This is a genomic window from Actinomadura sp. NEAU-AAG7, assembly GCF_018603865.1.
GTDB lineage: Bacteria > Actinomycetota > Actinomycetes > Streptosporangiales > Streptosporangiaceae > Spirillospora > Spirillospora litoris.
In genome coordinates, this window is record NZ_JAHFZY010000002.1 from 591,669 (window position 1) to 618,138 (window position 26,470).

At 72.6% G+C, this 26,470-nt stretch carries 21 protein-coding genes and 1 riboswitch; of the genes, 11 read left to right on the forward strand and 10 right to left on the reverse strand.

The genetic code is table 11. From position 1 onward, the window contains the following. Positions 1–86: 86 nt before the first annotated feature. The gene (locus tag KLI87_RS12095; RefSeq protein ID WP_214617014.1) at positions 87–1,232 is read left to right on the forward strand and encodes a sensor histidine kinase; all 1,146 of its coding nucleotides are present in this window, start codon (positions 87–89) and stop codon (positions 1,230–1,232) included. Then, entirely contained in the window at positions 1,229–1,885 is a 657-nt protein-coding gene (locus KLI87_RS12100; protein WP_214617015.1) for a response regulator transcription factor, read from the forward strand. Before KLI87_RS12095 ends, KLI87_RS12100 begins: the two co-directional genes overlap by 4 nt. Here the strand turns inward: KLI87_RS12100 and KLI87_RS12105 are convergent. The 6 genes from KLI87_RS12105 to KLI87_RS12125 all read right to left on the reverse strand — a co-directional run bounded on the left by KLI87_RS12105 (position 1,858) and on the right by KLI87_RS12125 (position 6,070). Beyond that, the gene (locus KLI87_RS12105) at positions 1,858–3,288 is read right to left on the reverse strand and encodes an MFS transporter (RefSeq protein ID WP_156217763.1); all 1,431 of its coding nucleotides are present in this window, start codon (positions 3,286–3,288) and stop codon (positions 1,858–1,860) included. The genes KLI87_RS12100 and KLI87_RS12105 overlap by 28 nt on opposite strands. Before the next feature lie 84 nt (positions 3,289–3,372). Beyond that, positions 3,373–3,549, reverse strand: a complete 177-nt coding sequence (locus tag KLI87_RS12110) for a DUF397 domain-containing protein (RefSeq protein ID WP_214617016.1) — start codon at positions 3,547–3,549, stop codon at positions 3,373–3,375. Between the two features lie 76 nt (positions 3,550–3,625). Further along, on the reverse strand, positions 3,626–4,015 hold the full coding sequence (locus KLI87_RS41865) for a DUF6597 domain-containing transcriptional factor (RefSeq protein ID WP_374225438.1): 390 nt from the start codon (positions 4,013–4,015) through the stop codon (positions 3,626–3,628). Between the two features lie 12 nt (positions 4,016–4,027). Continuing rightward, a complete protein-coding gene (locus KLI87_RS12115) occupies positions 4,028–4,450 on the reverse strand; it encodes a nitroreductase family deazaflavin-dependent oxidoreductase (RefSeq protein WP_214617017.1) in 423 nt (140 codons plus the stop codon). A gap of 42 nt (positions 4,451–4,492) precedes the next feature. Then, a complete protein-coding gene (locus tag KLI87_RS12120) occupies positions 4,493–5,257 on the reverse strand; it encodes an SDR family oxidoreductase (protein WP_156217761.1) in 765 nt (254 codons plus the stop codon). 57 nt (positions 5,258–5,314) lie between these two features. Next, positions 5,315–6,070, reverse strand: a complete 756-nt coding sequence (locus KLI87_RS12125) for an SDR family oxidoreductase (protein ID WP_214617018.1) — start codon at positions 6,068–6,070, stop codon at positions 5,315–5,317. A gap of 138 nt (positions 6,071–6,208) precedes the next feature. Between KLI87_RS12125 and KLI87_RS12130 the strand changes: the two genes are divergently transcribed. Beyond that, positions 6,209–6,838, forward strand: a complete 630-nt coding sequence (locus KLI87_RS12130) for a TetR/AcrR family transcriptional regulator (protein WP_156217760.1) — start codon at positions 6,209–6,211, stop codon at positions 6,836–6,838. Between the two features lie 343 nt (positions 6,839–7,181). On the opposite strand, the gene metH is transcribed toward KLI87_RS12130, so the two are convergent. The 3 genes from metH to KLI87_RS12145 form a co-directional block, all read right to left on the reverse strand. Then, on the reverse strand, positions 7,182–10,775 hold the full coding sequence (gene metH, locus KLI87_RS12135) for a methionine synthase (RefSeq protein WP_308165979.1): 3,594 nt from the start codon (positions 10,773–10,775) through the stop codon (positions 7,182–7,184). A gap of 14 nt (positions 10,776–10,789) precedes the next feature. Then, positions 10,790–10,892, reverse strand: a riboswitch (S-adenosyl-L-homocysteine riboswitch). 39 nt (positions 10,893–10,931) lie between these two features. Further along, a complete protein-coding gene (locus tag KLI87_RS12140; protein ID WP_156217757.1) occupies positions 10,932–11,363 on the reverse strand; it encodes a hypothetical protein in 432 nt (143 codons plus the stop codon). Positions 11,364–11,386: 23 nt separating this feature from the next. Next, entirely contained in the window at positions 11,387–12,754 is a 1,368-nt protein-coding gene (locus tag KLI87_RS12145) for an FAD-binding oxidoreductase (RefSeq protein ID WP_214617019.1), read from the reverse strand. Positions 12,755–12,927: 173 nt separating this feature from the next. On the opposite strand from KLI87_RS12145, the gene KLI87_RS12150 reads away from it, so the two are divergent. From KLI87_RS12150 to KLI87_RS12185, 8 genes are all read left to right on the forward strand, one after another. Then, positions 12,928–14,841, forward strand: coding sequence for a serine/threonine-protein kinase (locus KLI87_RS12150; RefSeq protein ID WP_214617020.1), 1,914 nt, complete (start codon positions 12,928–12,930; stop codon positions 14,839–14,841). Beyond that, entirely contained in the window at positions 14,838–15,770 is a 933-nt protein-coding gene (locus KLI87_RS12155) for a hypothetical protein (RefSeq protein WP_214617021.1), read from the forward strand. Before KLI87_RS12150 ends, KLI87_RS12155 begins: the two co-directional genes overlap by 4 nt. A 131-nt stretch (positions 15,771–15,901) precedes the next feature. Next, on the forward strand, positions 15,902–16,399 hold the full coding sequence (locus KLI87_RS12160; RefSeq protein ID WP_156217753.1) for a hypothetical protein: 498 nt from the start codon (positions 15,902–15,904) through the stop codon (positions 16,397–16,399). Further along, on the forward strand, positions 16,399–17,784 hold the full coding sequence (locus KLI87_RS12165; RefSeq protein WP_214617022.1) for a hypothetical protein: 1,386 nt from the start codon (positions 16,399–16,401) through the stop codon (positions 17,782–17,784). Before KLI87_RS12160 ends, KLI87_RS12165 begins: the two co-directional genes overlap by 1 nt. Next, positions 17,781–19,121, forward strand: a complete 1,341-nt coding sequence (locus KLI87_RS12170) for a VWA domain-containing protein (RefSeq protein WP_214617023.1) — start codon at positions 17,781–17,783, stop codon at positions 19,119–19,121. The genes KLI87_RS12165 and KLI87_RS12170 overlap by 4 nt, the downstream gene beginning before the upstream one ends. A gap of 43 nt (positions 19,122–19,164) precedes the next feature. After that, complete coding sequence (locus KLI87_RS12175; protein ID WP_156217750.1) at positions 19,165–20,283, forward strand: AAA family ATPase; 1,119 nt, start codon at positions 19,165–19,167, stop codon at positions 20,281–20,283. Next, positions 20,280–23,051, forward strand: a complete 2,772-nt coding sequence (locus tag KLI87_RS12180) for a DUF5682 family protein (RefSeq protein WP_214617024.1) — start codon at positions 20,280–20,282, stop codon at positions 23,049–23,051. The genes KLI87_RS12175 and KLI87_RS12180 overlap by 4 nt, the downstream gene beginning before the upstream one ends. A 77-nt stretch (positions 23,052–23,128) precedes the next feature. Further along, on the forward strand, positions 23,129–25,651 hold the full coding sequence (locus KLI87_RS12185) for a PQQ-binding-like beta-propeller repeat protein (RefSeq protein ID WP_214617025.1): 2,523 nt from the start codon (positions 23,129–23,131) through the stop codon (positions 25,649–25,651). Here the strand turns inward: KLI87_RS12185 and KLI87_RS12190 are convergent. Beyond that, positions 25,626–26,417, reverse strand: a complete 792-nt coding sequence (locus tag KLI87_RS12190; RefSeq protein WP_214617026.1) for an AfsR/SARP family transcriptional regulator — start codon at positions 26,415–26,417, stop codon at positions 25,626–25,628. The genes KLI87_RS12185 and KLI87_RS12190 overlap by 26 nt on opposite strands. Positions 26,418–26,470 lie beyond the last annotated feature (53 nt).

The window sequence follows — 26,470 nt, forward strand, 5'->3', positions numbered from 1 at the left end:
CGGGCCACCGGCCACATCGCGGTGGCCTCCGGGCGTACGCCTCAGGGCCAATACCGGGCCGCGAGCCCGCCGGTTACGATCATCCTATGGTCGCCACGCGCACCACTCCCCTGCTCAGGCGGTCGCGCCCCTCCCTCTGGACGATCCTGGCCTGGTGCGGCGCCGCCCTCTATCCCGCCGTCCTGAACCTGGTGGTGGGCTACGGGGCGCCGGGCCTGACCCGCATCGAGATCGTCCCGGCGGCCGCCCTCACGCTCGTGGTCGCGAGCCTCCTGCGCCGCCACCCGCTGCCCGCGGTCACGGTGCTGCTCGTCGCCTGGGGCGCCGCGTGCCTGGTCGCTGGCACCGTGGCCGTCGCGCTCGTGGAGATGCTGACCACCGACCTCGCCGTCGGCTACGTCGCGGCCCACCACCCGCGCCGGACGTCCCTGACCGCCGCCGCCATGGCCTTCTGCACGCAGGTCGCGACCATCGGCCTGTTCCCCGGCACCGACGTCGCGTCCCGGGGCGTCCTCATCCTGGTCGCGCTGGTCGCCGCCTGGACGGTCGGCAACTCGGCCCGCGAGCGCCGCGAGCACGCGCGGGAGCTGTCGGAGCGGGCCACCGCGCAGGCCGTCACCGCCGAGCGGCTGCGCATCGCCCGCGAACTGCACGACATGGTCGCCCACAGCATCGGGATCATCGCGATCCAGGCGGGCGTCGGCAGCCGCGTCATCGACACCCAGCCCGGCGAGGCCCGCAACGCGCTCGACGCCATCGAGGCGACCAGCCGCGAGGCCCTCTCCGGCCTGCGCCGGATGCTCGGCGCCCTCCGCCGCGCCGACGAACCGGGCACCGCGCCGCTCGACCCCGCCCCCGGCCTGGCCGACCTCGACCGCCTCGTCGCCGCCACCGCCGACGCGGGCGTCCGCGTCGACCTCCGCTGGCGGGGCGAGCGGCGGCCGCTGCCCCCGGACATCGACCTGTCCGCGTTCCGCATCATCCAGGAGGCCCTCACCAACGTCGTCCGGCACGCGGGCACGTCCGACTGCGAGGTGCGCGTCGGCTACCTCGACGACGAGCTGTCGGTCGAGATCGTCGACGACGGCATCGGCGTCGCCGACCCCGGCGCCGGATACGGCCTGGTCGGCATGCGGGAGCGGGCGGGCCTGCTGAAGGGCGACCTCACCGCGGGCCCCCGTCCCGGCGGCGGCTTCCGCGTCGCGGCGCGGCTGCCGCTGGAGGCGCGGTGACCGTCCGCGTCGTCCTCGTGGACGACCAGCCCCTCATCCGCGCCGGGCTCCGCGTCCTGCTGGCCGACCACCCCGACCTCAACCTCGCCGGGGAGGGCGAGACGGGCGCCGAGGCCATCGTGCTGGCCCGCGAGCTGCGCCCGGACGTCATCGTGATGGACATCCGCATGCCCGGCCTGGACGGCATCGAGGCGACCCGCCGGATCACCGCCGAACCCCCCGCGCCGCACGTCGTCATGCTCACCACCTTCGACGACGACGAGTACGTCTACGCCTCGCTCCAGGCGGGCGCGAGCGGCTTCCTCGTCAAGGACATGGCGCTGGAGGACATCCTCGGCGCGATCCGCGTCGTCGCCGCCGGCGACGCGCTGATCGCCCCGAGCGTCACCCGCCGCCTGATCGAGCACTTCGCGGCCGGTCCGGCGCCCCGCCGCGCCCCCGCGACAGACCGGCTGGACGCCGTCACCGACCGCGAACGGGAGGTGCTCACCCTCGTGGGCCGCGGCATGTCCAACGCCGAGATCGCCACCGCCCTGTTCATCAGCGCCGCCACCGCGAAGGCCCACGTCGCCCGCCTCCTGACCAAACTGGGCGCCCGCGACCGCGTCCACCTGGTGATCATCGCCTACGAGACCGGGCTCGTGTCCCCCTGAGGCCGGGGCAGGAAGACGACCAGGGCGGTGCCGACCGCGGTGATGGCGGCGGCGACCCAGAACGCCGTCGAGTACCCGGCGGCCAGGTCGTCGCCGGACCTGCTCGCCGCCGTCGCGAGGACGGTGAGGCCGATCGCGCCGCCGATCGTGCGGGAGGTGTTGACGACGCCCGCGACCGCGCCCGCCTCGGAGGCGTCCGCGCCGAACGTGGACGCCTCGACCAGCGGCGTCATCAGCAGACCGAAGCCGAACGCCATCACCAGGCCGGGGCCGAGGATCGCGGTGAGGAAGGTGCCGTCGGCGTCGAGCACGGCGCTCTGCCAGCCGAACCCGGCCGCCGCGAGCAGGCCGCCGATCCCGGCCAGCAGCCGCGCGTCCATGCGGGCCATGAGCGGCGGGGCCAGCTTGGAGCCGATGATGATCCCGGCGGTGTGCGGGAGGAAGGACACACCCGTCCGGACGGCGCTGTAGTGCAGGACGTTCTGCATGTAGAGCGACAGGAAGTACCAGAGCGCGAAGCCGCCCATCATGCTGACCAGCGTGGCGAGGTTGCCGACCGAGACGCTCCGCAGCCGGAACAGCCGCAGTTGGACGAGCGGCTCGCGCACCCGCGCCTCGACCGCGACGAACAGCGCCAGCAGCACCGGGCCCGCGACGAGCGGGACGAGCGAGGCGGCCGACGTCCAGCCGTGGCCCTCGGTCTGCCCGATGCCGAACGCGAGCGCCCCCACCCCGGCGGTGACCAGCACGGCCCCGGGGAGGTCCAGGCGCGGACGCGGCCCCTCGGCGGCCTCGTCGTGCAGCCACAGCAGGGCGATCACGGCGACCACGATGCCGACCGGGACGTTGATGAGCAGCACCCAGCGCCAGTCGAGGTAGTCGGTGAGCAGCCCGCCGACCAGGCCGCCCGTGGCGCCCCCCGCGGTGCCGACGGCCGTCCACATCGCGATCGCCTTCGTCCGCGCGGGCCCGGCCGGGAACGTTCCGGTGATCAGCGACAGCGTCACCGGCGCGATGATCGCGGCGCCCAGCCCCTGGACGGCGCGGGCGGCGATGAGCGTCCAGCCGTCGGTGGCGAGGCCGCCCGCCAGGCTCGCGACGAAGAACAGCCCGACGCCCAGCAGGAACACGAGCTTGCGCCCGAACAGGTCGGCGGCGCGCCCGCCGAGCAGGAGGAACCCGGCGAAGGTCAGGGAGTAGGCGTTGACGACCCATTGCAGCGCGGTCGCGCCGAGGTCGAGCCCCGAGCGCATGTCGGGCAGGGCGACGTTGACGACGGAGATGTCCAGGACGACGAGGAACTGCCCGATGCTCGCGGCGAGCACGGCGGCCCACCCGGGCGTGCCCCCGGCACGGGGTCCAGCCGTCCGGACGGCGGACTCAGGATCTTGGAGTGCGGTCATGCCCCCATGCTGGTTTCCGGCCCCGCACGCGCGCGTCGGCCACCGGTCCCAGCGTCCGGGGTAAATCGTCCTAGGTCCCCTGCCCTACCCCTTGAGCCGCGCCACGAGGACGGCGAACCGCGCGGGCGTCAGCCTGATGTGCCCAGCCTCAGGGTCCTTGGAGTCACGCACCCCGACACCGGAGGAGAGACATCCCAACTCAACGCAGTGCTGGTCGTCCGCCCCGCCGCTGTAGGAACTCTTACGCCACTGGACGGACATGGCTACCTCTCGGGGTGACGCTTGAGGGGGGTTCGCCCCTGAATGTGGACACCGATCTCAGGCAGCGGTAGCCAGGCTACCTGCGATTTAGGGGCGGTGCCGTCCCCGGCTGGAACCGCACACCCACGATCGTGGTGTGCGCCGGAATGACCTCGATCTCCGGACCGGTCAGCGGACCGACCAGCTGAGGACGGCCACCGATCGGAAAGTGGATCTCGACCCCGCCTGTGGGCAGGTGCCGTTGTACGTACGCCGCCTCACCCGTGTGCTGGATCCAGACCGTCCGCACCACCCCCGCCAATTTCGGCAACGGCGGACGCTCAACGTAAGGCTCCACTACGTCATCTTCGCACTGCAGCGCCCGAGCGGCATCGAGGTCAAGGCCGTCCGGCCGTTGACGAGGCCGGCCGCCACCCGACCTCGACGCCGCCCCGTCGTGCCGGACCAAATAGAGACGGCCCGACACGACTCACTGTAGTCAGAATGCGTCGAGTACGACGACTGGGATTTCTCGCGTTGTGCGCCGTTCGAACTCGGCGAAGAGCGGGTTGAGTTCTTTTTGCCTCGACCAGATCCTTTCGCGCTCGGCTCCCTCGGCGACACGGGCGAGGACGTCGATCGTCTGGCTTCCCACTTCGATGGTCACTCTGGGATGGGTGCGAAGGTTGTGGTACCAGTTTGGATGAGCGGGTGCGGCGTCGTTGGAGCCGAACACGGCGAAACTGGTGTCATCGAGCCGCTGGTACGTCATTGGGTTGGTCCGCTGCGCGCCTGTCTTGGCGCCCACATGGTGGAGCAGGAGCAACGGCATCCCTTCGAACATGCCCCCGACTTTGCCGTCCCGTGCTCTGAATTCCTTGATGACCTGGCTGTTCTGGGCGTCCAGTTCGTGCTTGTCCATGTCGATTTCCCCCTGCGGAGTGGGCCGAAGCGTGCTGGGGTTTCAAGCGGCGGAAAGGCCCGCGAACATGCCTCCGTCGACGACGATCTCCGCTCCGGTGATGTAGCCGGCGGAAGGGGAGGCCAGGAAGGCGACCGTGCGGGCCACTTCGTCATCGGACCCGATGCGGCCCAGCGGCACACGGGACGCCATGTCCGCCCGGAAGCCGTCGACCGCTTCCGGGGGCAGTCCTTGCTTGCTCAGGGCGGGGGTGTCTATGGGCCCGGGGCTGATGGTGTTGACCCGGATACCCCGAGGGGCGAGCTCGATCGCCAGCGCCCGTGCCAGCGCCAGCAAGGCACCCTTGGTCGCGCTGTAGACCGACCAGTCGGGAAAGGCGCGCGTGGCGATGCGCGAACTACTGAAAAGCACGCTGCTCTCCGCGCCGAGCATGGGCAGGACACGCTGCAGGGTGAAGAACTGTCCTTTGACGTTGACATCGAAGTGCTCGTCGTAGAACGCCATGTCGACGGCTTCGAGCGGCGCGGATCGCGCCACGGCCGCGTTGAGGAACACCAGGTCCAGTTTTCCGAATCGGTCTTCGACCTCGGCGGCGAGGGTGTGGGCATCGGCGGGGCAGCGGGCGTCGGCGCGCCGGACGATGACACCGTCGCCCAGTGTCTTCTCGGCGGCGGCCAGGGTGTCGGGGTTCTGGCCGGTGACGACCACGGCGAACCCTTCATCGCGCAACACGCGGGCCGTGGCCAGGCCGATACCGGTCGTACCGCCGGTGATGAGCGCGACCGGACGGGATGTTGCTCGGGCCATTTCGCTCTCCTTGGTTTCTTGATCGCCAGATGATGCGGTTGGGCTGCAGGATGGTGTTCAGGCGCTCGCGGCCAGGCCGCCGTCCACTAGAAGGTTCACCCCGGTGATGAAGCCGGCCGCGGGCGAGGCCAGGAAGGCGACCGTGCGGGCCACGTCCTCGTCGGTGCCGATGCGGCCCAGCGGTATCCGGGACGCCATGTCCGTCCGGAATCCGTCGAGCGCACCGGTCGGCAGGCCGAGCTTGCCGAAGGCGGGCGTGTCCACCGGGCCCGGGCCGATGGCGTTGACGCGGATGCCCCGGGGTGCCAGCTCGACCGCCAGGGTGCGGGCCAGGGAGACCAAAGCCCCCTTCGTGGCGCTGTAGACCGACCAGTTGGCCTGGCCGAGTTCCGCCCCCAGCGCACTGTTGAAGATCACCGCGCTACCGCGGCCGAGCAGGGGAAGCACATGCTGGAGCGTGAAGAGCTGTCCTTTGACGTTGACGTCGAAGTGCTCGTCGTAGAACGCCTCGTCGAGGATCTCGATCGGCGCGAACCGGCCGATGCCCGCGTTGAGGAACACCAGGTCCAGTTTGCCGAACCGATCCTTGACCTCGGTGGCGAGGGCGTGGCCGTCCTCGGGGCGGCGGGCATCGGCGCGCCGGACGATGACACCGTCGCCCAGTGTCTTTTCAGCGGCGGCCAGGGTGTCGGGGTTCTGGCCGGTGACGACCACGGCGAACCCTTCATCGCGCAACACACGGGCCGTGGCCAGGCCGATACCGGTCGTACCGCCGGTGATGAGAGCGGTGCGGGGCGAGCTGGCTGTGGTCACGTCGATACTCCATGGTTCGGTTGCCGGTGAGATACCGCCTGTGGCCGGGCAGGGAACAGTCATCCCGCACGGACTGGACGGATCCGTCCACTGTAATCGGACTGGACGGATCCGTCCAGTCCGATTACAGTGGCGACCATGGCTCACGAACCGACCACCGACCGCGGGCGGCGCAGCCGCGACCGGATCGTCGAGGCGGCCGACGCGCTGATCGACGACCAGGGCGTCAGAGGCGCGGGCGTCGACCGGATCATCGCCCGGGCCCGGGTGAGCAAGAGCCAGCTGTACCACTTCTTCTCCGGCAAGGACGACCTGGTCCGTGCCGTGATAGCGGACCGCTTCGAGCGTGTGCTGGACGCGCAGATGTCCATGCTCACCGACCTCGGCAGCTGGGCGGGGATCCGCCGCTGGCTCGACATGTTCGTCACCGAGAACCAGGTGCACGACCTCCCCGGGTGCCCCATCGGCACCCTCGCCGGCGAGCTCGCCGCCCGCGACGAAGCGGCCCGAGCCGACCTCGCCGGCTGTTTCTCGACGTGGGAGCAGTATCTGGTGAAGGGCCTGGAGAGCATGCGAGCACGCGGTCAGCTCGTCCCGGACGCCGACCCCGAGCAACTGGCCACGGTGGTATTCGCCGGTCTCCAAGGCGGGCTGCTTCTCGCCAAGACCCACAAAAACATCGAACCGCTCCGCATCGCCCTCGACGCCGCGTTCGCCCACCTGCGCTCGTTCCGAGCCCAAACCGAGGATCCCCAAGAACACACCTGACGGGCGCGGGTGAACCGCCGACCTTCCGCTTACTACTCACGTTCCGGACGCCCGGCACCCGATGGCCCGCTGATCGAGCCCACCTCACGGGTCTCGAAACGACCGGGGGATCAGCCCTTGATGTGGGCCAGCAGGGCCAGGAAGGCGTCCCGGTCAAGAGTGATACATCCGGCGTTGAGGTGTTTGCTGTCGCGGATGCCGACGCCGAGCCTTGCCCTCAGGACAGGTACAGCACAATCGCATGGTCGGGGAGCGTTTCGTAGCGGGGGCAGCGAATTCGTTCTCGCGCACAAATGATCAGGAGGGCCCGCTAAGCGCGGGCCCTCCTGAGAGAGAGTGAAAGTTATTCCGGGTCGTAGGCGAGGTTGGGGCGGAGCCAGCGTTCGATGTCGGCGAGGGGGGCGCCTCGGCGGGCGGCGTAGTCCTCGGTCTGGTCGCGGCCGATGCGGCCGACGGTGAAGTAGTGCGAGTCGGGGTGGGCGAAGATGAGGCCGCTGACGCTGGCGGCGGGGGTCATCGCGAACGACTCGGTGAGCTTCATGCCGAGGGTGCCCGCGTCCAGCAGGTCGAAGAGCATGCCCTTCTCGCTGTGGTCGGGGCTCGCCGGGTAGCCGAGCGCGGGACGGATGCCCCGGAACCGCTCGGCGTGCAGGTCGGCCAGGTCGGGTTCGGAGCCGGGCTCGAACCAGGCGCGGCGGGCCTCCAGGTGGACGTACTCGGCGAACGCCTCGGCGAGGCGGTCGGCGAGGGCCTTCACCATGATCGCGCGGTAGTCGTCGTTGTTCTCCTCGAAACCGGCCGCGAGGTCGTCGGCGCCCTGGATCGTCACCGCGAAGCCGCCGAGGTGGTCGCCGGACGGGGCGATGTAGTCGGCGAGGCAGCGGTTGGGGCGGCCCGCGGGCTTGGCGGTCTGCTGCCGCAGCATCGGGAACCGCACGCCGTTCTCCAGGACGATGTCGTCGCCCTCGGAGTGGGCGGGCCAGAACCCGTAGGCGCCGTGCGCCTGGAGCGTCCCGGCCTCGATGATCTGGTCCAGGAGCTGGTTGCCGTCGTCGAACAGCTCGCGCGCGACGGGCTGGTCGAGGATCGCCGGGTACTTGCCCTTCAGCTCCCAGGCCAGGAAGAAGAACTGCCAGTCGATCATCTCGCGGAGCGTGGTCAGGCTCGGCCGGACGACGCGGGCGCCGGTGAACGCGGGCACCGGGAGGTCGGCGAAGTCGACCTGCTCGCGGTTGGCGCGGGCCTGCTCGATCGTCAGCATCGGCTGGCGGCGCTTGTTCTCGTGCTCCTCGCGCAGCCGCTGCTGCTCGGCGCGGTTGGTCGTGTCCAGCTCGGCGGCGCGGGCCGGGTCGAGCAGGTTGGACACGACGCCGACGACGCGGGAGGCGTCCAGGACGTGGACGGTCGTCGAGTCGTAGGCGGGCGCGATGCGGACGGCGGTGTGCTGGCGGGACGTGGTCGCGCCGCCGATCAGCAGCGGCAGCCGCAGGCCGCGCCGCTCCATCTCGGTGGCGACCGAGACCATCTCGTCCAGCGACGGGGTGATCAGGCCGGACAGGCCGATGGCGTCGGCGCCCTCGGCGATCGCGGTGTCCAGGATGCGGGCGGCGGGGACCATGACGCCGAGGTCGACGACGTCGTAGTTGTTGCAGCCGAGGACGACGCCGACGATGTTCTTGCCGATGTCGTGGACGTCGCCCTTGACCGTGGCGAGCACGATCTTGCCCTGGCCGCGGCTCTGCTGGTTCTCCTCCTTCTCGGCGTCCATGAAGGGTTCGAGGTAGGCGACCGAGCGCTTCATGACGCGGGCGCTCTTGACGACCTGCGGCAGGAACATCTTGCCGGAGCCGAACAGGTCACCGACGATCTTCATGCCGTCCATCAGCGGGCCCTCGATGACGTCCAGGGGGCGGGGCAGCGTCTGCCGGGCCTCCTCGGTGTCGTCCTCGATGAAGTCGATGATCCCGTGGACGAGCGCGTGCGCGAGCCGCTTCTCGACCGGCGCGTCCCGCCAGGACAGGTCGACCTCGCGCTGCTTGCCCTTGCCGGTGACGTTCTCGGCGAAGGAGACGAGCCGGTCGGTGGCGTCGGGACGGCGGTCGAACAGCACGTCCTCGACGAGTTCGAGCAGGTCGGCGGGGATGTCCTCGTAGACGGCGAGCTGCCCGGCGTTGACGATGCCCATGTCGAGGCCGGCGCGGACGGCGTGCAGCAGGAACGCCGAGTGCATCGCCTCGCGGACGACGTCGTTGCCCCGGAAGGAGAACGAGAGGTTCGAGATGCCGCCGCTGGTGCGGACGCCGGGGCAGCGCTCCTTGATCAGCGGGAGCGCGTCGATGAACGCCTTGGCGTAGCCGTTGTGCTCGGAGATGCCGGTCGCGACGGCGAGGACGTTCGGGTCGAAGATGATGTCCTCGGCGGGGAAGCCCGCCTTCTGGGTGAGCAGGTCGTAGGCGCGGCCGCAGATCTCGACCTTGCGCTCGGTCGTGTCGGCCTGGCCGCGCTCGTCGAAGGCCATGACGACCACGCCCGCGCCGTAGTCGCGGATGCGGCGGGCCTGCTCCAGGAAGACCTCCTCGCCCTCCTTGAGGCTGATCGAGTTGACGACGCCCTTGCCCTGGACGGTCTTCAGCCCGGCCTCCAGCACGCTCCAGCGCGAGCTGTCGACCATGATCGGGATGCGGGCGGCCTCCGGCTCGGTCGCGACGAGGTTGAGGAACGTCGTCATCTCCCGCTCGCTGTCGAGCAGGTCGGCGTCCATGTTGACGTCCAGCAGGTTGGCGCCGCCGCGGACCTGCTCCAGCGCCACCTCCACGGCGGCCTGGTGGTCGCCGGCCTCGATGAGCTTGCGGAACCGCGCGGAGCCGGTCACGTTGGTGCGCTCGCCGATCATGACGAAGCCGGTGTCGGGGCCGATCGCGAACGGCTCCAGGCCGCTGAAGCGGGTGGCCTTCGGCTCGGGCGCCACCGGGCGCGGCGCCGAGTCGGCGACGGCCGCGGCGATCCGCGCGATGTGCTCGGGGCTCGTCCCGCAGCAGCCGCCGACGGCGTTGACCATGCCGGACGCGGCGAACTCGCCGAGCATCCGGCTCATCTCGTCGGGCGTCTGGTCGTAGCCGCCGAACGCGTTGGGCAGCCCGGCGTTGGGGTAGCAGGCGGTGTAGGTGCCCGCGAGCCGGGCCAGCTCGGTCGCGTGCGGGCGCAGCTCCTCGGCGCCGAGCGCGCAGTTCAGGCCGACCAGCAGCGGCTCGGCGTGCTCGACCGAGCGCCAGAACGCCTCGACGGTCTGGCCCGACAGCGTCCGGCCGCTCAGGTCGGTGATCGTCACCGAGATCCACAGCGGCAGCTGCGGGGCCACCTCGCGGGCGGCGGCGATCGCGGCCTTCGCGTTCAGCGTGTCGAAGATCGTCTCGATCAGCAGGACGTCGACGCCGCCCTCGGCGAGCCCGGCGATCTGCTCGGCGTAGGACGCCTTGACCTGGTCGAAGGTGACCGCGCGGTAGGCGGGGTCGTCCACCCGGGGCGACAGCGACAGCGTCACGTTCAGCGGGCCGACGGACCCGGCGACGAACCGCCGCCCCTCGGCCTCGTCGGCCGCCTGGCGGGCGAGCCGCGCGCCGCGCAGGTTCATCTCGCGGGCGTGCGCTTCGAGGCCGTAGTCGGCCTGGGCGATGCTCGTCGCGGTGAAGGTGTTGGTCGTGGTGATGTCGGCGCCCGCCGCGAGGTACTGCCGGTGGACGTCCAGGATCACGTCGGGCCGGGTCAGGTTCAGCAGGTCGGGGTCGCCCGCGACGTCGCGCGGATGGTCGGCGAACCGGTCGCCGCTGTAGTCGGCGGGGGTGAGGCCGGCGCCCTGGAGCATCGTGCCCCACGCGCCGTCGAGGATCGCGATCCTCCGGTCCAGCAGACTCCGGAGCGCGTCATCGTTTTTCTGCACTGGCCACCTCCCGTTTCTGGGAGGCGCCCTTGTTTGCAGAGTGAAGGGTGAGGACGGCGCGGACCGTCCCGAGCCGAGCGTGGCGGGCATGAGCCCGTTGCAGCGCCTCTCGGCCTGTCCCCGAGATTACCGAACGATCCGGCGACCTGAAATCCCTCATGGCCGTTTTGTGTAGACGAGCGTGAGGTCACGCTGCCACTCGGCGCCGTCGGGCGACTTCTCCCAGGCACCCCGGATCGTGGTGCCGTCGGGCGCGACCGTGCCCTCGAAGCGCTGGTGGAAGCCCTGCGCGTCGCGCCACATCCGCCACCGCCCGTTGTCGAATCCCATTCCATAGACGCGGGACACCCCGCGCGAGTCGTAGTGGAACAACGTGTACTCATCGGTCGAATCGTCCCGCCCGATGATCAGCGTCGCGTCGGGGGCGGGATCGGGCGCCTCGGTGTGGAACCGCAGGAACGCGCCGCCCTCGATCCAGGTGATGGTGGCCTTCCCCCGCGCCCCCGGGATCTCCGGGACCTCGACGTCCCATTCCCCCACCAGGACCTCAAGCTGTATCAGAGCCGGATTCGGTGGTAGCCGTGTCATGTCCCGAGACTAACCGCGACCGCTCAAGCCGGCCTGATGTTCTGGTTGAGGTGGAAGAGGTTGCCGGGGTCGTAGCGCGCCTTCACCTCCGCGAGCCGCCGGTGGTTCTCCGCGCCGAACCCCGCCTCGACCCGGCCGCGTCCCTCGTCGCCGATGAAGTTCAGGTAGACGTCCCCGGTCGAGTAGGGCTTCATGGCGGCGCGGACGGCTCGCACCCAGGCGATGGCGCGCTCGTCGTCCGCCGCGTCCTCCCAGAGGGCGATGGGGTGGACGGTCCACGCCGCGTTCCGCCACGGGACGGGGTAGCGCGCCCCGGGATCGGCCAGCGCGCCGCCGCCCGGGATCAGCGTGTGCAGCGACGGCGACGGGACGATCATCCCGGCGGCCCGCGCGCTGTAGGCCGCGACCGCCGCGTCGGGGCAGTCGTGCAGGTGCTCCGCGGACCAGTGGTTCCGCAGCCCGGCGGGCTCGTCCAGCATGCCCTGCATGTCCGCGTAGGGCCTGTCGAGGACGACTCCCCCGGTGTGGCCCAGGCCGAGCATGGGCGCGATCGCCGCGTCGGCGTCCGGACCCGTCCCGGCGTAGGCGAGCAGGGTGGCGAACGCCTGCCTGCCCAGCATCTCCTCCGGGACGAACTCCTCGCGCGGTGGCGTGAGGTAGAGCGCGGTGCCGCCCAGCTCGTCCGGAGCCGTTTCCATGAGGTCGCGGTAAGCCAGGGCGATCTCCTCGCCCGCCTCGGCGGGCCAGAGCAGGAGGGCGAGGGTCACCTCCGGCAGTTCGTGCAACCGGAACGTGAACGAGGTGACCACGCCGAAGTTGCCTCCGCCGCCGTGCAGGGCCCAGAACAGATCCGGGTTGCGGTCCTCACCGGCCTTCACCTTCTCGCCCGCCGCCGTCACCAGCTCGGCTTCGAGGAGGTTGTCGCATGCGAGGCCGTACTTGCGTTCCAGCCATCCCGAGCCGCCGCCCAGCGTGAACCCGCCCACTCCCGTCGTGGAGGCCCTGGACCCGGGCGTCATCAACCCGTACGGCTGGGTGGCGCGATCCATGGCCGACGTGGTCGCGCCGCCGCCGACCCGGACGGTCATCGCCTCCTGGTCGACCTCGACGTCGTCCATCCGGCGCAGATCGATGACGAGGCCGCCGTCGCTGAGCGCGTTGCCCGCGACATCGTGCCCGCCGCAGCGCACGGCGATCTCCGTTCCGTGCGCGCGGGCCATCCGTACGGCGCGCTGGACGTCAGCGTCACTCCGGCATTGCGCGATCACCGCCGGACGCCGGTCGACCATCGCGTTGAAAACGGTTCTGGCGTCGTCGTAGCCGGGGCCGTCCGGCGTCAGGACGTCGCCCTCGAAACCGGTGGGCATCGCGGCGATGTGCGTGGAGGTCATGTCCCTCCCCTTCTCCGCCTGCGGCCTCCGTGTGGGGGCGCGGGCTTTAACGGGCGTGGGAGCGAGGGCTTTTCGGACCTGCCGTCGTTTTCATTCTGCTCCGCCCTGCCCCGCATGAGAAGCGCTAACGTGAAGTAGACCTCCCCATCACCAGGTGTTTAAGGGATCCCGTCATGAATATCGACGGCTACACGGTGCACGAACCCCTCGACCGGGACGGAGAGGGCCCCGTATACCGCGCGACGGACCCCGAAGGCCGCGAGGTGACGCTCCGCCTCCTGCCGCCCGAGATGGACGCGGCGTCGCGGCGGCGGCTGGAGCGGGAACTGCGCGCCGCCGTCCGGATTCCCGGCTTCGTCGTCACTTTCCACACCGTCGATGTGGCGGCGGCGCAGCCGTATATCGCCACCCCGTATCCGTCCGGGCGGACGCTGAGGGAGATGGTCGAGGAGTCAGGCCCGCTCCAGGAGGAGGAGCTGCGGCGGCTGGGCAGAGGATTGGCGTCGGCGCTGGCGGCGCACAGGACGGATGCGCCTCGTCCGAGCGTCGAGCCGTCGAATGTCGTCCTGGCCGGTGGAGTGCCCGCGCTGGTGGACTTCGGCATCACCCGGGCCGTGGCCGGTGATGTCGCATACACAGCGCCCGAACTCCTCCAGGGCGGGCAACCTACGGCCCAGGCGGACACGTACGCCCTGGGTTGCGTCCTCTATTACGCGGCCACCGGACGTCCGCCGTTCCAGGCCGACTCGCCGGCCGGGCTCATCGACGAGATCGACGGCTCGGCGCCCGATCTGAGCCGCGTGCCGGCATGGCTCGCCGTCTTGCTGGAATCGGCGCTGGCCAGAGAACCGTCCGCCCGCCCCACGCCCGCCGCCATGACCGCGAACCTGGAGCCGGCCAAACGCGCCAGGGCCAAGCGGGTCAAAGGCGCCTTCGCGCCGGACCCAGCCACTCCGGGTCCGGAGTGGCTCCCGGCGGTCGCCGCTCACCCGTCGCCCAAGGGGGCGCCGTTCGAGTGGCCCGCCGTCTGGAAGCTCGTCATGGCCGCGCTTTTACTGGCCGTGATACCGGTCGCCTGGGCGCTCAAGGCCGGCCGTGACGCGCTTGTGATCGGGCTCGGCCTGGGCGCGTGGCTTGCGGTGGCCTCGCTCGTCGTGATCCTCATCGTGCAGCTCCGGCGGTGGCGGCGGCTGGCCGCGCGGCGACGGGCCGGGCCGCTGAACGCCGAGGCGGCGCGGCTGATCCGCGGCGGGCACCACAGGTCGGCGGCGGCGGCGCTGCGGCGGATCCTGGAGTCCCTGCCGCCGGACGACCCGCAGGCGGTGATCGCGCGCAACAACCTGGGTGTCGCCCTGCGCGGCCTCGGAGAGGTCGACGCCGCCCACGCCGCCTTGGAGGACGCCGTGCGGCGTTCCTCCCCCGAGGTGCGGGAACGCGTCCAGGCGAACATGGCCGCCCTCCAGTACGAGCGCGGCGTCGGCGGCCCGGAGGCCCTGCGGGTGAGCCTCCCCCTGGTCCGGCGGACGAGTGTCCCCGGGAAACACGGAGCGTCCGGGGTCGTTCGCGGGAATCTGGCCGTGGCACTGCACGGGTCGGGACGGTTCGACGAGGCCGCGGAGGAGGCCCACGAGGCGCTGAACGAGGCCCTCGCGTACTACGGGCCCGACAGTCCTCGGACGCTGGTGCTGCAAGCCAACCTGGGGGCCGTGCTCCGCGACGCCGGGGAACTCAGGACCGCCGAGCGGATGCTGCGGGAGACCTTCGAGCGGTGCCGCGTCGTCCTCGGCGGAGAGAACGCGCGGACGCTGGACGCGCAGTCCGGACTCGCGGCGGTGCTCGCGGATATCGGACGGCGGGACGAGGCCCTCGCGCGTCTGCGGGAGGTCCACGACGTCCGGACCCGCAAGCTCGGCCCCGGCCACCCCGCGACCCTCAAGGCGGTCAACAACCTCGGATTCCTGCATCTGCGGGACGGCGACCGGGAGGCGGCGGCGGCGCTGTTCGAGGACGTCCTAGCCGCCGGAACCTCGTCGGAGGCGATCATCGCGCGGGCGCGTGAAGGGCTCGCCAAGGCGGGGCGGGCATGAGCCGCAGGTTCCGGCCGTACCTCGTCGGCCTCGTCAGCGCCGTCTCGGCCTCCGCGCTCGGTGTCGCGGTCAATGTCGCCACCGACCTCCAGGGCAACCTGCTGGCATGGGTCACGGTCGGCACGATCACCGCTCTGACCGGGACGGTCGGCGGCGTGATCGAGGGGAACCGGGAACTCGCCGAGGAGCGGGAATCCGGAGACCCGCTCGCCGACATCATCCTGTCCATCGAGTGCGAGGTCAGGGCCGACGGGTCGGGGTCGATGAACGTGAAGGTCCACGATCCTGAGGCGGAGCGGCTATTGCCGCATCTACCCGCGCTGGTCCCCTCGCTCGGGGCGTCGCGGGCGCCGAACGGGGTGCTGCCTCGGCCGTTGGCGGTCGCGCTGGTCACGCGGAGCCGCACCACCGGGATCGCGCGGCGGCTGCGGGAGGTGGACGCGCTGTGCTCGGGCCTCGGCGGGCTCGACGTCCGGCTGTGCGTCGCCGACAGTGCCGAGCGGCGGCGGGAGGCCCTCCGGGCGGCGCAGGTCGTGCTGCTGGACGATCACTGTGTCGAAGCCGGGACGCGTCCGCTGGTCGGCGGCCTGGACCTCGCCGGGTTGCGCGGGGGCGGCGGCGACGGGCTGGCCGCGCGGGTGATCGTCCTCGGGTGCCAGGACGGTGCGGCGGCGGCCCACACCGGGGCGCTGCGGCGGAGCCTCGACCGGCCGGTGGCCTTCCTCGGCTGCGACGGGCCGGTGCCGACCGGTCATGCCGCCGTGCTCTATCCGCACGTCCTGTCGCAGTTGGACGGGCTGGCGGGCGGGCGGGCCGGGGAGAGCGAGTTGCAGGCCGCGCTGGAGGCTGCGATCGGTCTCGCCAAGCGGCAGGAGGCGCAGCTCGACTGGGGCCGCTGGAGCACGACCGTCCTCCATCCGGCGGGCTGAGCAGGCAGGACTCGGACTGTCGGACCTTACTGAGAGTGTTCTGGCGGCTGAGGGATTCGGGCCCGTACGGGGTTCGGGTCCCGGTAGCTTTCCGGTTCATGATCGTCCGTTTGGGTGGGGGTCGAGAGTCGATGAACGCGGATACCGCCGCGTGGGAACAGCACAGCGCGGCGCGGGTGGTGCCGCCCGTCGAACCGCGCAAGCTCGCGAAAGTACCGTTCGTCGAGCTGGCGGACGGACGGCTGCAGGGGGTGGTGTCCAGCGGCTCGGACGCCGCCCGCGTGTACGTCTCGTCCATCACGGCGAGCACCTACGGGTTCAGTTGCAGCACCAACAACAACCGGCCGTGCGGCGGGCTGAGCGGGTACTACACCTGCAAGCACCTCCAGGCGCTGGCCGACGAGGCGGTGCGCCAGTACGGGCTCGACCGGGTCGCGCGGTACCTGCGCGTCGAGGTCGGTGAGGGCGAGAACCTCATCGACCGCATGAAGGGCAGACGGGAGCCCGCCCCGGCCGCCGTGGTCTTCAGCCGGTTCCTGCGGCACCTGGCCTACCTGGAGCTGCCCGAGACCGTGGAGCCGCTGCCGGAGATGCACTGGTTCCCGTCCTCGTCGGCGGGGGTGCGCTGATGCTCGGGGTGCAGCTGGCCGCGCTGGTCGGAACACCGGCGGGAGTGGAGGAGGCGCTCGGCCTCGCCGACGGCCTCGACGACGCGCTCGTGCACGGGCTCGGGCGGCTCGGCGAGCAGCGCGCGGCGGCGCTCGCCGCGCTGGCCGGGGCGCTGGAGGGCTCGCCGCTCGGCCGCCCGGTGAGCGAGGCGACCGGGAAGCTGGCGGCCGGCTCGGTCGCCGACGAGCAGATCGCGGCGCTGGCCGGGGCGCGGGCCGCGGTGTTCGGCGCGGTGCACGACGCGCTGCTCGCGCGGCTCGACGCGGCGCTCGGACGCGAACGCGCCGCCTGGGAGGAGCCCGCCGGGACGGGCGGCGGAGACGTCCCGGCGAACCTGCTCAGCGGCTGCCGGTCCTGGTTGAACGAGCTGGCGATCGCGGGCTGGCGGGGCGTCGACCACGACCTGGTCTCGGCGTCCGACCAGACGCTGGAGGCGGTGCTCGCCGAACCCCGGCTGCGGCGCCTCGGCGTGCTGCTGGACGGCCTGGCCGCCGAGCTGCGGGCCTCGTGCCCGGTCGCGACGATGGACCGGCTGCCCGTCCGGCGGTGGGCCGACCTGTGGGCGCGCGGCGTGCTGCTGGCGCAGCCCGGCCTGCCCGGCGGCGGCGCCCCCGAGACCGTGTCGGGGCGGCTGCTCCCCCTGGGCGTGGACGTGCACGAGCACGGGACGGCCGTCCAGATCGAGGTGCACGGCGTCCTGGAGTCGTCCGGAGGCGGCACGCGCCTGGTGCGGACCGGCGTCGCCGCGCCGAAGGTCGACACGATCGTCGGCCCGGCCGTCTGGCAACTGCTCGGCGGGCACCCCGTGCTGATGGCGGCGCTGGCGGAGCGGCGGAGCGTCACCGTCCAGGACCTTCCCCTGAGCGCCGGCCATCTCCGGTGGGACGACGCGAGGGCCACGCTCGCGGAGGCCGCCGACCCGTTCGCGACCGCGCGGCTGATGCTCGCCGGGTCGGTCGCCCCCGCCGTCCCGCCGCTGGAGCGGCACCCGGTCCGGATCTCCGAGCCCGTGCTGGTGGAGGGCCACACCGTGAACGGCACCACCTGGTCGCTGGACGGCCAAGAGATCGAGGTGGACGTCGAGCGGCTCCCCTCCTGCGGGCCGCTGACCCCCGCGCTGGTGGCGGCGTCCACGTCCTGTATCGGGCTCCTGCGCTGGGACGGCGGCCGATGGCGGCTGCAACCGCTCGCCGTCCAGGCGACGGTGAAGAAGAAGCCCGTCGAGGCGCACACCGGCGACTGGGCGCTCGGCCCGACCGATCCGAAGGTGGTGAAGGCGGTGGCGAAGTCCGGCGACGTCGTCACCGTGCTGCGCGAGCGGGCGGGACGGTTGCTGCGCAAATGACCATCGAATTCGAGACCGGGCAGAGCGCGGACGACACGCGGCGGCAGGTGCTCTACTGGCGGCTGCTGGCGCGGGTGTTCGACCCCGAGGAGCAACCGTCCCTGGAGGCCGCGAGCGTCGCGATCGTCGACGACCTCGGCCTGCCCGCCTCCCTCCTCGACCCGGGGGTGTCGGTCGACAACGTCGTCCAGCGCTTCCCGGAGCTGGCCGCCGAGCTGGCCGGCCTGATGCAGCCCCCGCCCGCCGCCGATACAGCCGATACGGCGAGCGAGGCGGACGCTCTGCCAGAGGACTCCGGGGAGCGGGTGCGGCGGGCGGCGCTGGTGTCGAAGCTGCTGCTGAACGTGTTCTGCACCGGGAGCGGCAACGTCAGCGCGCAGCAGCTCGCCGGGTGGCAGCAGGACGCGGGGTGGCTGAAGCAGGCGCTCGGCGAGGAGGGCGCGGGGGCGACCGCGGGCGTGCTCACCGAGGTGGAGGGCGACCTCGTCCGGCGGATGCGGCTGCGGGAGGTGCTGGCCGATCCGAGGCTCGCGAGCAGGCTGACGCCGAGCATGTCGCTCATCGAGCAGCTGCTGCGCGACAAGGCGAACCTGTCGGGGGTGGCGCTGGCCAACGCCAAGGCGCTGATCCGCAGGTTCGTCGACGAGGTCGCGGAGGTGCTGCGGACGCAGGTGCAGCAGACGAGCGCGGGGACGCTCGACCGCTCCGTCCCGCCGAAGCGGGTGTTCCGCAACCTCGACCTCGAACGGACGATCTGGAAGAACCTCACGAACTGGAGCCCCGAGGACGAGCGGCTCTACGTCGACCGGCTGTTCTACCGGCACACCGCGAAGCGGACGACGCCCGCGAAGATGATCGTGGTGGTCGACCAGTCGGGCTCGATGGTCGACTCGATGGTGAACTGCACGATCCTCGCGTCGATCTTCGCGGGGCTGCCGAAGGTCGACGTGCACCTGATCGCCTACGACACGCGGGCGCTCGACCTGACGCCGTGGGTGAGCGACCCGTTCGAGGTGCTGCTGCGCACGAACCTCGGCGGCGGCAACGACGGCCCGGTGGCCATGGAGATGGCGCGGCCGAAGATCTCCGACCCGAGCAACACCGTGATGGTGTGGATCTCCGACTTCTACGAGTTCGACCGGTCGCAGCCGCTGCTGGACGGGATCCAGGCCGTGCACCGCTCGGGGGTGAAGTTCATCCCGGTCGGGTCCGTGAACAGCTCCGGCACCCAGATCGTGAACCCCTGGTTCCGGGAGCGGTTCAGGAACCTCGGGACGCCCGTCATCTCCGGGCACATCCGCAAGCTCGTGGCCGAGCTGAAGAACTTCCTCGCCTGACGCGTCCCCCGGACGACGTTCCACTGATCTTTTAGGAGACATCATGACCGATGGCATGCTGCGCGCCCCGGCCGAGGTGAAGTACGCCGAGGAGCTGGACTGGCTGGAGTCGATCGACGACTCCCCCAAGCCGTTCTCGTGGCGGCTGAGCCCGCGGATGGTGCGGCTGTTCGTGCTCGGCTCCGAGCGCGCCGACGGCCTGGACCGCGAGGTCAAGCAGAAGTGGTTCGGCGACCGCAGCTTCGTCGAGCGCGCGATCGTGACGCTGGCCTCCGACCGCGGGCTGCTGCTGATCGGCGACCCGGGGACGGGCAAGAGCTGGCTCGCCGAGCTGCTGTCGGCGGCGGTCTCGCGGAACTCGACGCTGGTCGTGCAGGGCACGGCGGGCACCACCGAGGACCACATCAAGTACTCGTGGAACGTGTCCATGGTGATCGCCAAGGGGCAGTCCCGGGAGTCGATGATCCCCTCGCCGATCATGACGGCGATGGAGGCGGGGGTGATCGGCCGGTTCGAGGAGCTGACCCGCTCGACCAGCGACGTCCAGGACGCGCTGATCTCCATCCTGTCGGAGAAGTACGTGTCGATCCCCGAGTTGGACGACGACAACATCGTGTTCGCCAAGCCCGGCTTCTCGATCATCGCGACGGCCAACAGCCGGGACCGGGGCGTCAACGACCTGTCCTCGGCGCTGAAGCGGCGGTTCAACTTCGTCCGGATCCCGGTGGTGACGAACAAGCGCAGCGAGGCCGAGATCGTCCGGTTCCGGACCGAGGAGCTGCTGCGCCGCCACCAGATCGAGCTGGAGCTGCCGCCGACGCTGCTGGACGTCCTGCTCCAGAGCTTCGCCGACCTGCGCGCGGCGGCCGCGTCGGCGACCAGCGACGACGAGAAGCTGGAGTCGGCGCTGTCGACCGCCGAGCAGATCGGCGTGCTGGAGGACGCGATCCTGCACAGCCGGTTCTTCGGGGACGCGACGCTGCGGCCGGAGACGCTGGGCGGTTCGCTGGTCGGGTCGCTGGCCCGGCGCAGCCCGGAGGACCTCGCGATCCTGAACAAGTTCTGGCACGGCGTCGTCGAGCCGCGCAGCAAGAAGGACAAGGGCGGCCCCTGGGAGGGCTTCCTTGAGGGCGGCCGCCAGGCGATCTCGACGCTGTCGTGAGCACCTTCGAGGCGCTGCGGGAGCAGCTGGAGGAGGCCGCGCGCGCGTTCGGCGCGCGGGACGCGGTGGCCGGGATCCTGTCGGGCATGGTCGACGACGTCGGCCGGGCGCTCGGCGAGGAGCCGGAGATCTTCCCGGTGTGCCACCACTCGCCCGCGTCGGCGCTGGCGATGGCGCGGCGGCTGCGCGACAAGCGGCCGTCGGTGATCTACCTGGAGCTGTGCGAGGACCTCGCGCCGCTGCTGGAGGAGCTGCGCAACTGCCGGCTGCCGGTGGCGCTCCAGGCGTTCGCGAGCGAGCTGGACGGCTTCCCGGCGGCGTGGGCGCCGCTGAGCGTGATCGCGCCGATCACCGAGGCGTCGGCGGAGTACCAGGCGATCGCCTACGCGCTGGACACGCCGGGCGTCGAGGTCGTCCTGGTCGACCGGTCGACGGACCACGTGTTCCAGTGGGAGCCCCGCGAGGAGCCGTCCGCCGAGCGGAAGGAGCCCGAGGAGGGCGAGGGCGAGGACGACGCGGCGCTGCACGGCGACGCGGTCGGCATCGAGATCGGCGACCTGCGTCCCGGCTTCGCCGAGCTGGAGGAGCACCTGCTGCACCACGGGAAGGTGCGGCACTGGTCGGAATGGTGGGACCAGTACGTCGAGCAGCCGCTGGCGGGCGCCGACTACGCCACCTACCGGCAGGTGATGGTGCTGATCGGCAGCCTGTTCCGGCGGCTGCGCCCCGAGCGGCCGGGCCGGGACCGCCGCGACGAGGACCGCGAGCGCTACATGTGGACGCGGATGCGCGAGCACCTCGCGGCCACCGGCGCCGACCCGTCCGAGTGCCTGTACGTGTGCGGCGCGTTCCACGCGGCGAGCCGGGTGGAGCAGTTCGGGCTGTCCGCGGACGCCGAGCCCTACGAGATCACGCCGCGGACCGGGACGCGCTGGAGCTACGGGCTCATCCCCTCCAGCCACTCGGCGATCGAGGCGCAGTTCGGGCTCGCGCCCGGGTCGGTGTCGATCGCGGCGGCGACGTTCGCGAAGGCGCTGAAGCGCGGCGGCGTGACGCCGTTCCGGCTGGAGGGCCAGAAGGGCGCCGCGAAGCGGAAGGCCCCCAAGCCGTCCAGGGCCCCCGCGGCCGAGCCCGCGACCGACCGGCTGTCGGGGTATCTGGCGAGCCCGCCCGTCCTGGACGGCCTGGACGAGTCGGAGCTGCTCGGCTGGTGCGTCGACATCGTCCGGCTGGCGCGGCGCAACGGGTACCTGTCGAGCACGGCGGACGCGATCGCGGTGTTCGAGACCTCGATCCTGCTGGCGGGGATGCGCGGGCGGGCGCGGCCGACGCCCTACGACTTCCAGGACGCGGCGGTCACCTGCATCGAGAAGGACTCCGTGCCCGGCCGCCGGGACGTGCGGCGGCTGTGCGAGATCCTGCTCGGCGGCGACCGGGTCGGCTCGGTCGGCTATGAGTCGCTGCCGCCGCTGGCGCGCGACGTCCTGGACCGGCTGGAGCCGCTCGGCCTCGACCTGACCAAGCGCACGATCCAGCGGGCGCTGCTCGACCTGGACGCCGACCCGGCGCTGGCGTCGTGCTCGCGGCTGCTGTGGATCCTGCGGCGGCTGCTGCCGGACGACGCGGTCCGTCCGATCATGGGGTCGCGCGAGCTGGGCGAGCGGTCGATCCAGGAGAGCTGGGACCTCGCGATCGGCCGCAACCAGCGCTCGATCGTGGAGCTGGGCTACGAGGGCGTCACCGTCGAGCAGGTGCTGGAGCAGCGGCTGCGGCGCGCGGTGTGGGATCCGAAGGCGACCGCCGCGATCGCGCTGGAGGCGGTGGAGGACGCCACGCTCTACCTGGGCGGGCGCCGGTTCGCCGACGAGCTCGGGGCGCGCGCGGTGGAGCTGCTCGCGGCCGAGCGGACGGTGGACGACGCGCCGGAGGTGCTGCGGCGCGTCCGGCGGCTGCTCGCCTACTACCGCGCGAGCGAGCCGGAGCTTCCGGCGTGGTGCGAGGCGTTCGTGACCGAGGGCTACGCGCACTACTGCACGCTGCTGCCGACCGCGTTCACCGACGAGGACACCGGTGTCCGGCAGGTCGGGGCGATGCTCGGGTTCCTGTTCGGGATGGAGAGCCTGGCGCTGTCGCTCGGCTGCGACCACGCCCAGCTCGAACTGGCGGTCCGGCAGTCGCATCCGGAGGCGCCCGCGAAGGTCGCGCTGCTGTGGGCGGCGCGGTCGCAGCTCGGCATGGCCTCGCTCGCGGAGCTGCGGGAGCGGTGCGACGAGCTGCTCGCCAACCCGCTGGTGATCCCGTCGTTCCCGCTGTACATGAGCGGGTTCGTGCAGGCGCTCGTGCCGTTCCCCGCACTGGCGGCGCTCGTCGTCGAGGTGATGTCGAAGGCGTTCGCGCGGCTGCCCGACGCGGTGCTGCTGCCGTGGCTGCCGGGCCTGATCACGACGCTGCGCGAGCACGCGCGCGAGCTGGTGCCGGTGCTCGTCCGCGAGGCGGGCCGCACGTTCCCGGCGACGCTCGGGGCGGTGGACGCGTGGGCGCCGCCGTGGGAGGCGTCCGCCCCGGGGGCGGGCGCGGAAGTCGCCGCGCCGGCCGGAGGGCCGGTGTCGGAGCTGCTGGCCGCGCGTCCGGACACCTGCGACGCCGTCGCCGCGCTGCTCGGCTACCCGGGCGGCTGGACGGAGACCGCGTCCGCTAGCGGTGCGGCGGGGGCGCTGCTCGTCCGGCATCCCGAAACCTCGGCCGCGGTCGCGGTGCTGCTCGGGTAACGGCCGCCCCAACCCGGTTCCCATCCCGTTCCAACGGGTTCGTGCCAGAATCCCGGGAGATCGGGAGGGAACCGGGGATGAGCCGAGGGCGGTTGCGGGGACGGGCGGGCGCGGTCGGCGCGGTCGCGGCGGCCCTGCTGCTGCTCACGGTGATCGTCGTGGTGAGGTCGCGGGGGGACGGCCCTGCCACGGCGGCACTTCCGAGGGGGGAGGCGCATCCCCGGTCCCTCGCGTTCGGACGGAACCCCCTGTGGGACGAGCGGACGCTCGGGATGACGGACGTCGACGGGGCCGAACTGCGCGGGGGCGCGGCCGTCGTCACCGGGCGGTCGGCCTCGGCGGGACGGCTGGTGGTGGCCGACGCCCGGACCGGGACGATCCGCTGGTCGGCCGACGGCGGCGACCCGCTCCTCGGCGGGGACGGCGCGCTCGCCTACGACGGGCCGCCGGACGCCGAGGGCGTGCGGGGCCTGTCCGGCGGGCCCGTGCTCGTCGACGCGGACACCTCGCCCGGGGGCTGGTCGGTGATCGTCCAGTACGCGAAGGGCGCCGACGGCGAGGAGCGCGGGGTGGCCGCGCTGTCAGGCGAGGACGGGCGCGTCCTGTGGAAGCAGGCCCTGTTCCGCGGCGCCGACGACGACCGCGAGCAGGAGACCAGGTTGCTCGCCGCCGACGGGCGCGTCGTCCTGGCCGGTGTGCGCTCAGCCGGGCGGCTCCGCCTGCGGACGGTCGCGTTCGACGCGGCGGCGGGACGCAGGCTCTGGGAGCACCAGGACGGCTGGGCGTTCCGGATCGACGGCGGCACCGTGCTCGGCGAGAGCGCCGAGGGCGAGCCGTGGCGGCCGAGGGAGGTGCGGGACGGCGCCGCCGTCTTCGGCCTCGACCTGATGACGGGGCGCAAGCGCTGGGACCTCGCGGGCGCCTTCGAGGGCGCGCACGTCCAGGCGGCGGCCGGCGGCACCGCCGCGGTGACCGTGCGGGAGCGGATCGCGGGCGGGCCGTCCACGCGGTTCCGGACGATGGCGCTCGACTCGGCGACCGGACGCGTCCAGGTCGCCTCGCTGGAGGCGGAGGAGGCCGCCGGCACCCCCGGCCCCGTCCTCGGCTGCGTGGACGACCGCCGGACGTTGATCGCCTGCGCCGCCTACTCGGGGCGGCTGGTGACGATCCGTCCGGGGGGCCGCCCGTTCACCGCGAAGAAGCCGCTGTTCAAGGGCGCGTCGTCGGTCGAGCCGGACCTGGTGTGGCGCGACCGCGTGCTCGCGAGCCGCGCGCTCGACGGGAACCGCCGCGCGGGCGCCGTCGCCGACCGCGCCGCGAACGGCCTCGGCGCGACGCCGCCCGGACGGCCCGCCGCGCTCTCCGACCGCTTCGCCGCGCTCCTCGTCAGGCGCGGGCTCTACGACGGGCTCGCGGTGTACGGCGCGTCCGAGACCGGCAAGCCGGAGGAGCCCGCCCCGGTGCCCTCCTCACAGAAGCCGCTGCGCGTCGAGGCGCGCCCGCTCTGGACCGCGAAGGCGGACACGATCCGCGGCGTGTCGAGCGCGGTGCTGGACGGCGACGCCGTCCTGATCTCCGGCACCGGCCCCGGCGGCTCCGACGACCGCCGCCACGTCGTCGCGGACGCGCGGACCGGCGAGACCCGCTGGACGAGGCGCGCCGGCGACTCCCTCGGCGGCGGCGACCGCGTCGCCTCGCTCGGCCTCCCCCGCCTCGCGCACGTGGGCGGCGAGACGTTGAGCCTCGTCAAATACGAGGGGCAGGGCTCGCAGGGGATCGCGGCGCTGTCCCTGCGGGACGGCCGCGTCCGCTGGAAGAAGGCCGTGGCCGGCGACGGCGTGAACCTCTACGCGGTCGGCGACGCGACGTTCGCCGTCCGGGTGACGGACTACGGCGCGGGCGCCGGGGGCGGCGGCGAGCGCGAGCGGACGGTCGCGTTCGCGACGTCCACGCGGCGCGAGCTGTGGCGGCGGAGCGGGGTCGTGCCCGAACTCGACCCCGCGGGCGACCTCGTGATCGCGGCGCGGCTCGGGAAGGCGGAGAGGTACGGGGTGGAGCCGCACACCGACCTCATCGCCTACGGCGCGTCCGACGGGAGGCAGCGGTGGCGTACCGGCGGCCGCTACCGCGACCCGAGGCTCCAGTTCGCGGGCGGGAGCGCGCTCGTCGTGACGGTGGGCGACGGCGCCGCCGTCCTCGACCGGGCCACCGGGCGCGAGCTGGCGCGGACCGGCGCGCGGCTGGGCGGCTGCGGCGGCACCGGCGCGCTCGTCGTGTGCCGCACCGGGGAGGGCGACGTGGGCGGGGCGGGCGAGCACGCCGTCACCATCGAGATCGGCGACGGCACCGCCCGGATCAACGACCTGCCCCGGACCGCCGGGCTCACCGCGTTCCGCGCGCTCGGGCCGTGGCTCACCGCGACCCGTCCGGCGGCGCCCGGCGGCGGGAGGCCGGCCTTCCCGCTTCTGGACGCGGCGGGCCGCACGCTCGCCGAGGACCTGCCCGGCGCCCCGCTCGCGCTCGGCGGCGGCCTCGCCGTCCTGACCACGCCCGGCCCGGACGGCGCGGCGGCGCTCAGCGTGTACCGGGTGCGGGGCTGAGCGCCAGACCGTGGCCGAGCCCGTGGCCGAGGTTGAGGGCGGGATGGTGGCTGAGGATCGCGCGCTCCAGCGCCCGCAGCGACGGGCTGACGTCCAGGCCCAGCTCGGCGGCGAACAGCGCGCGCGTCTCCCGGAGCACCTCCAGCGCCTCGGCGGCCCGGCCGAGGCGGTAGAGGGCGAGCATCAGCTGCGCGCGGGGACGCTCGCGGAACGGGTCGTCGACCACGACGCAGCGCAGTTCCCCGACGAGGTCGGCGTGGCGTCCGAGGGCGAGGTCGGCGTCGATCCGGGCCTCGGTCGCGGCGAGCCGGAGCTCGCCGAGCCGCACCGCCTCCCGCCGGACGGCGGCGAGATGGTCCTGCCCGTCGAAGGGGACGCCGCGCCACAGCGCCGCCGCCTCCCGCAGCAGCGCGGCGCCGCGCTCGTGGTCGCCGGCCGCGAGGGCCCGGCGCCCGGTCCCGGCGAGGTCGGTGAAGCGCGCGGCGTCGAGCTCCCCGTCTTGGACGAGGAGGACATAACCCCCTGACCGGAAGGTAAGGCGTTCCTCACCCAACGCCCGGCGCAGATGGCTGGCGTAGCCGCGCAGCGTCGTGCGCGCCGAGCGCGGCGCCGCCTCGCCCCACAGCCCGTCGACCAGCCGCTCGGTGCCGACCGCCGCGTTCGGCGCGCACAGCAGGAGCGCGAGCAGGTCCCGCAGCTTCGGCGACAGCTCGACCGCCCCGTCCTCGTCCCGCGCCTCCAGCGTCCCCAGCACGCTGAACCTCACGGCCGCTCCCCTCGTCCCGGACCGGCACCGCACCGGCCCGGCATCAGGTCTAC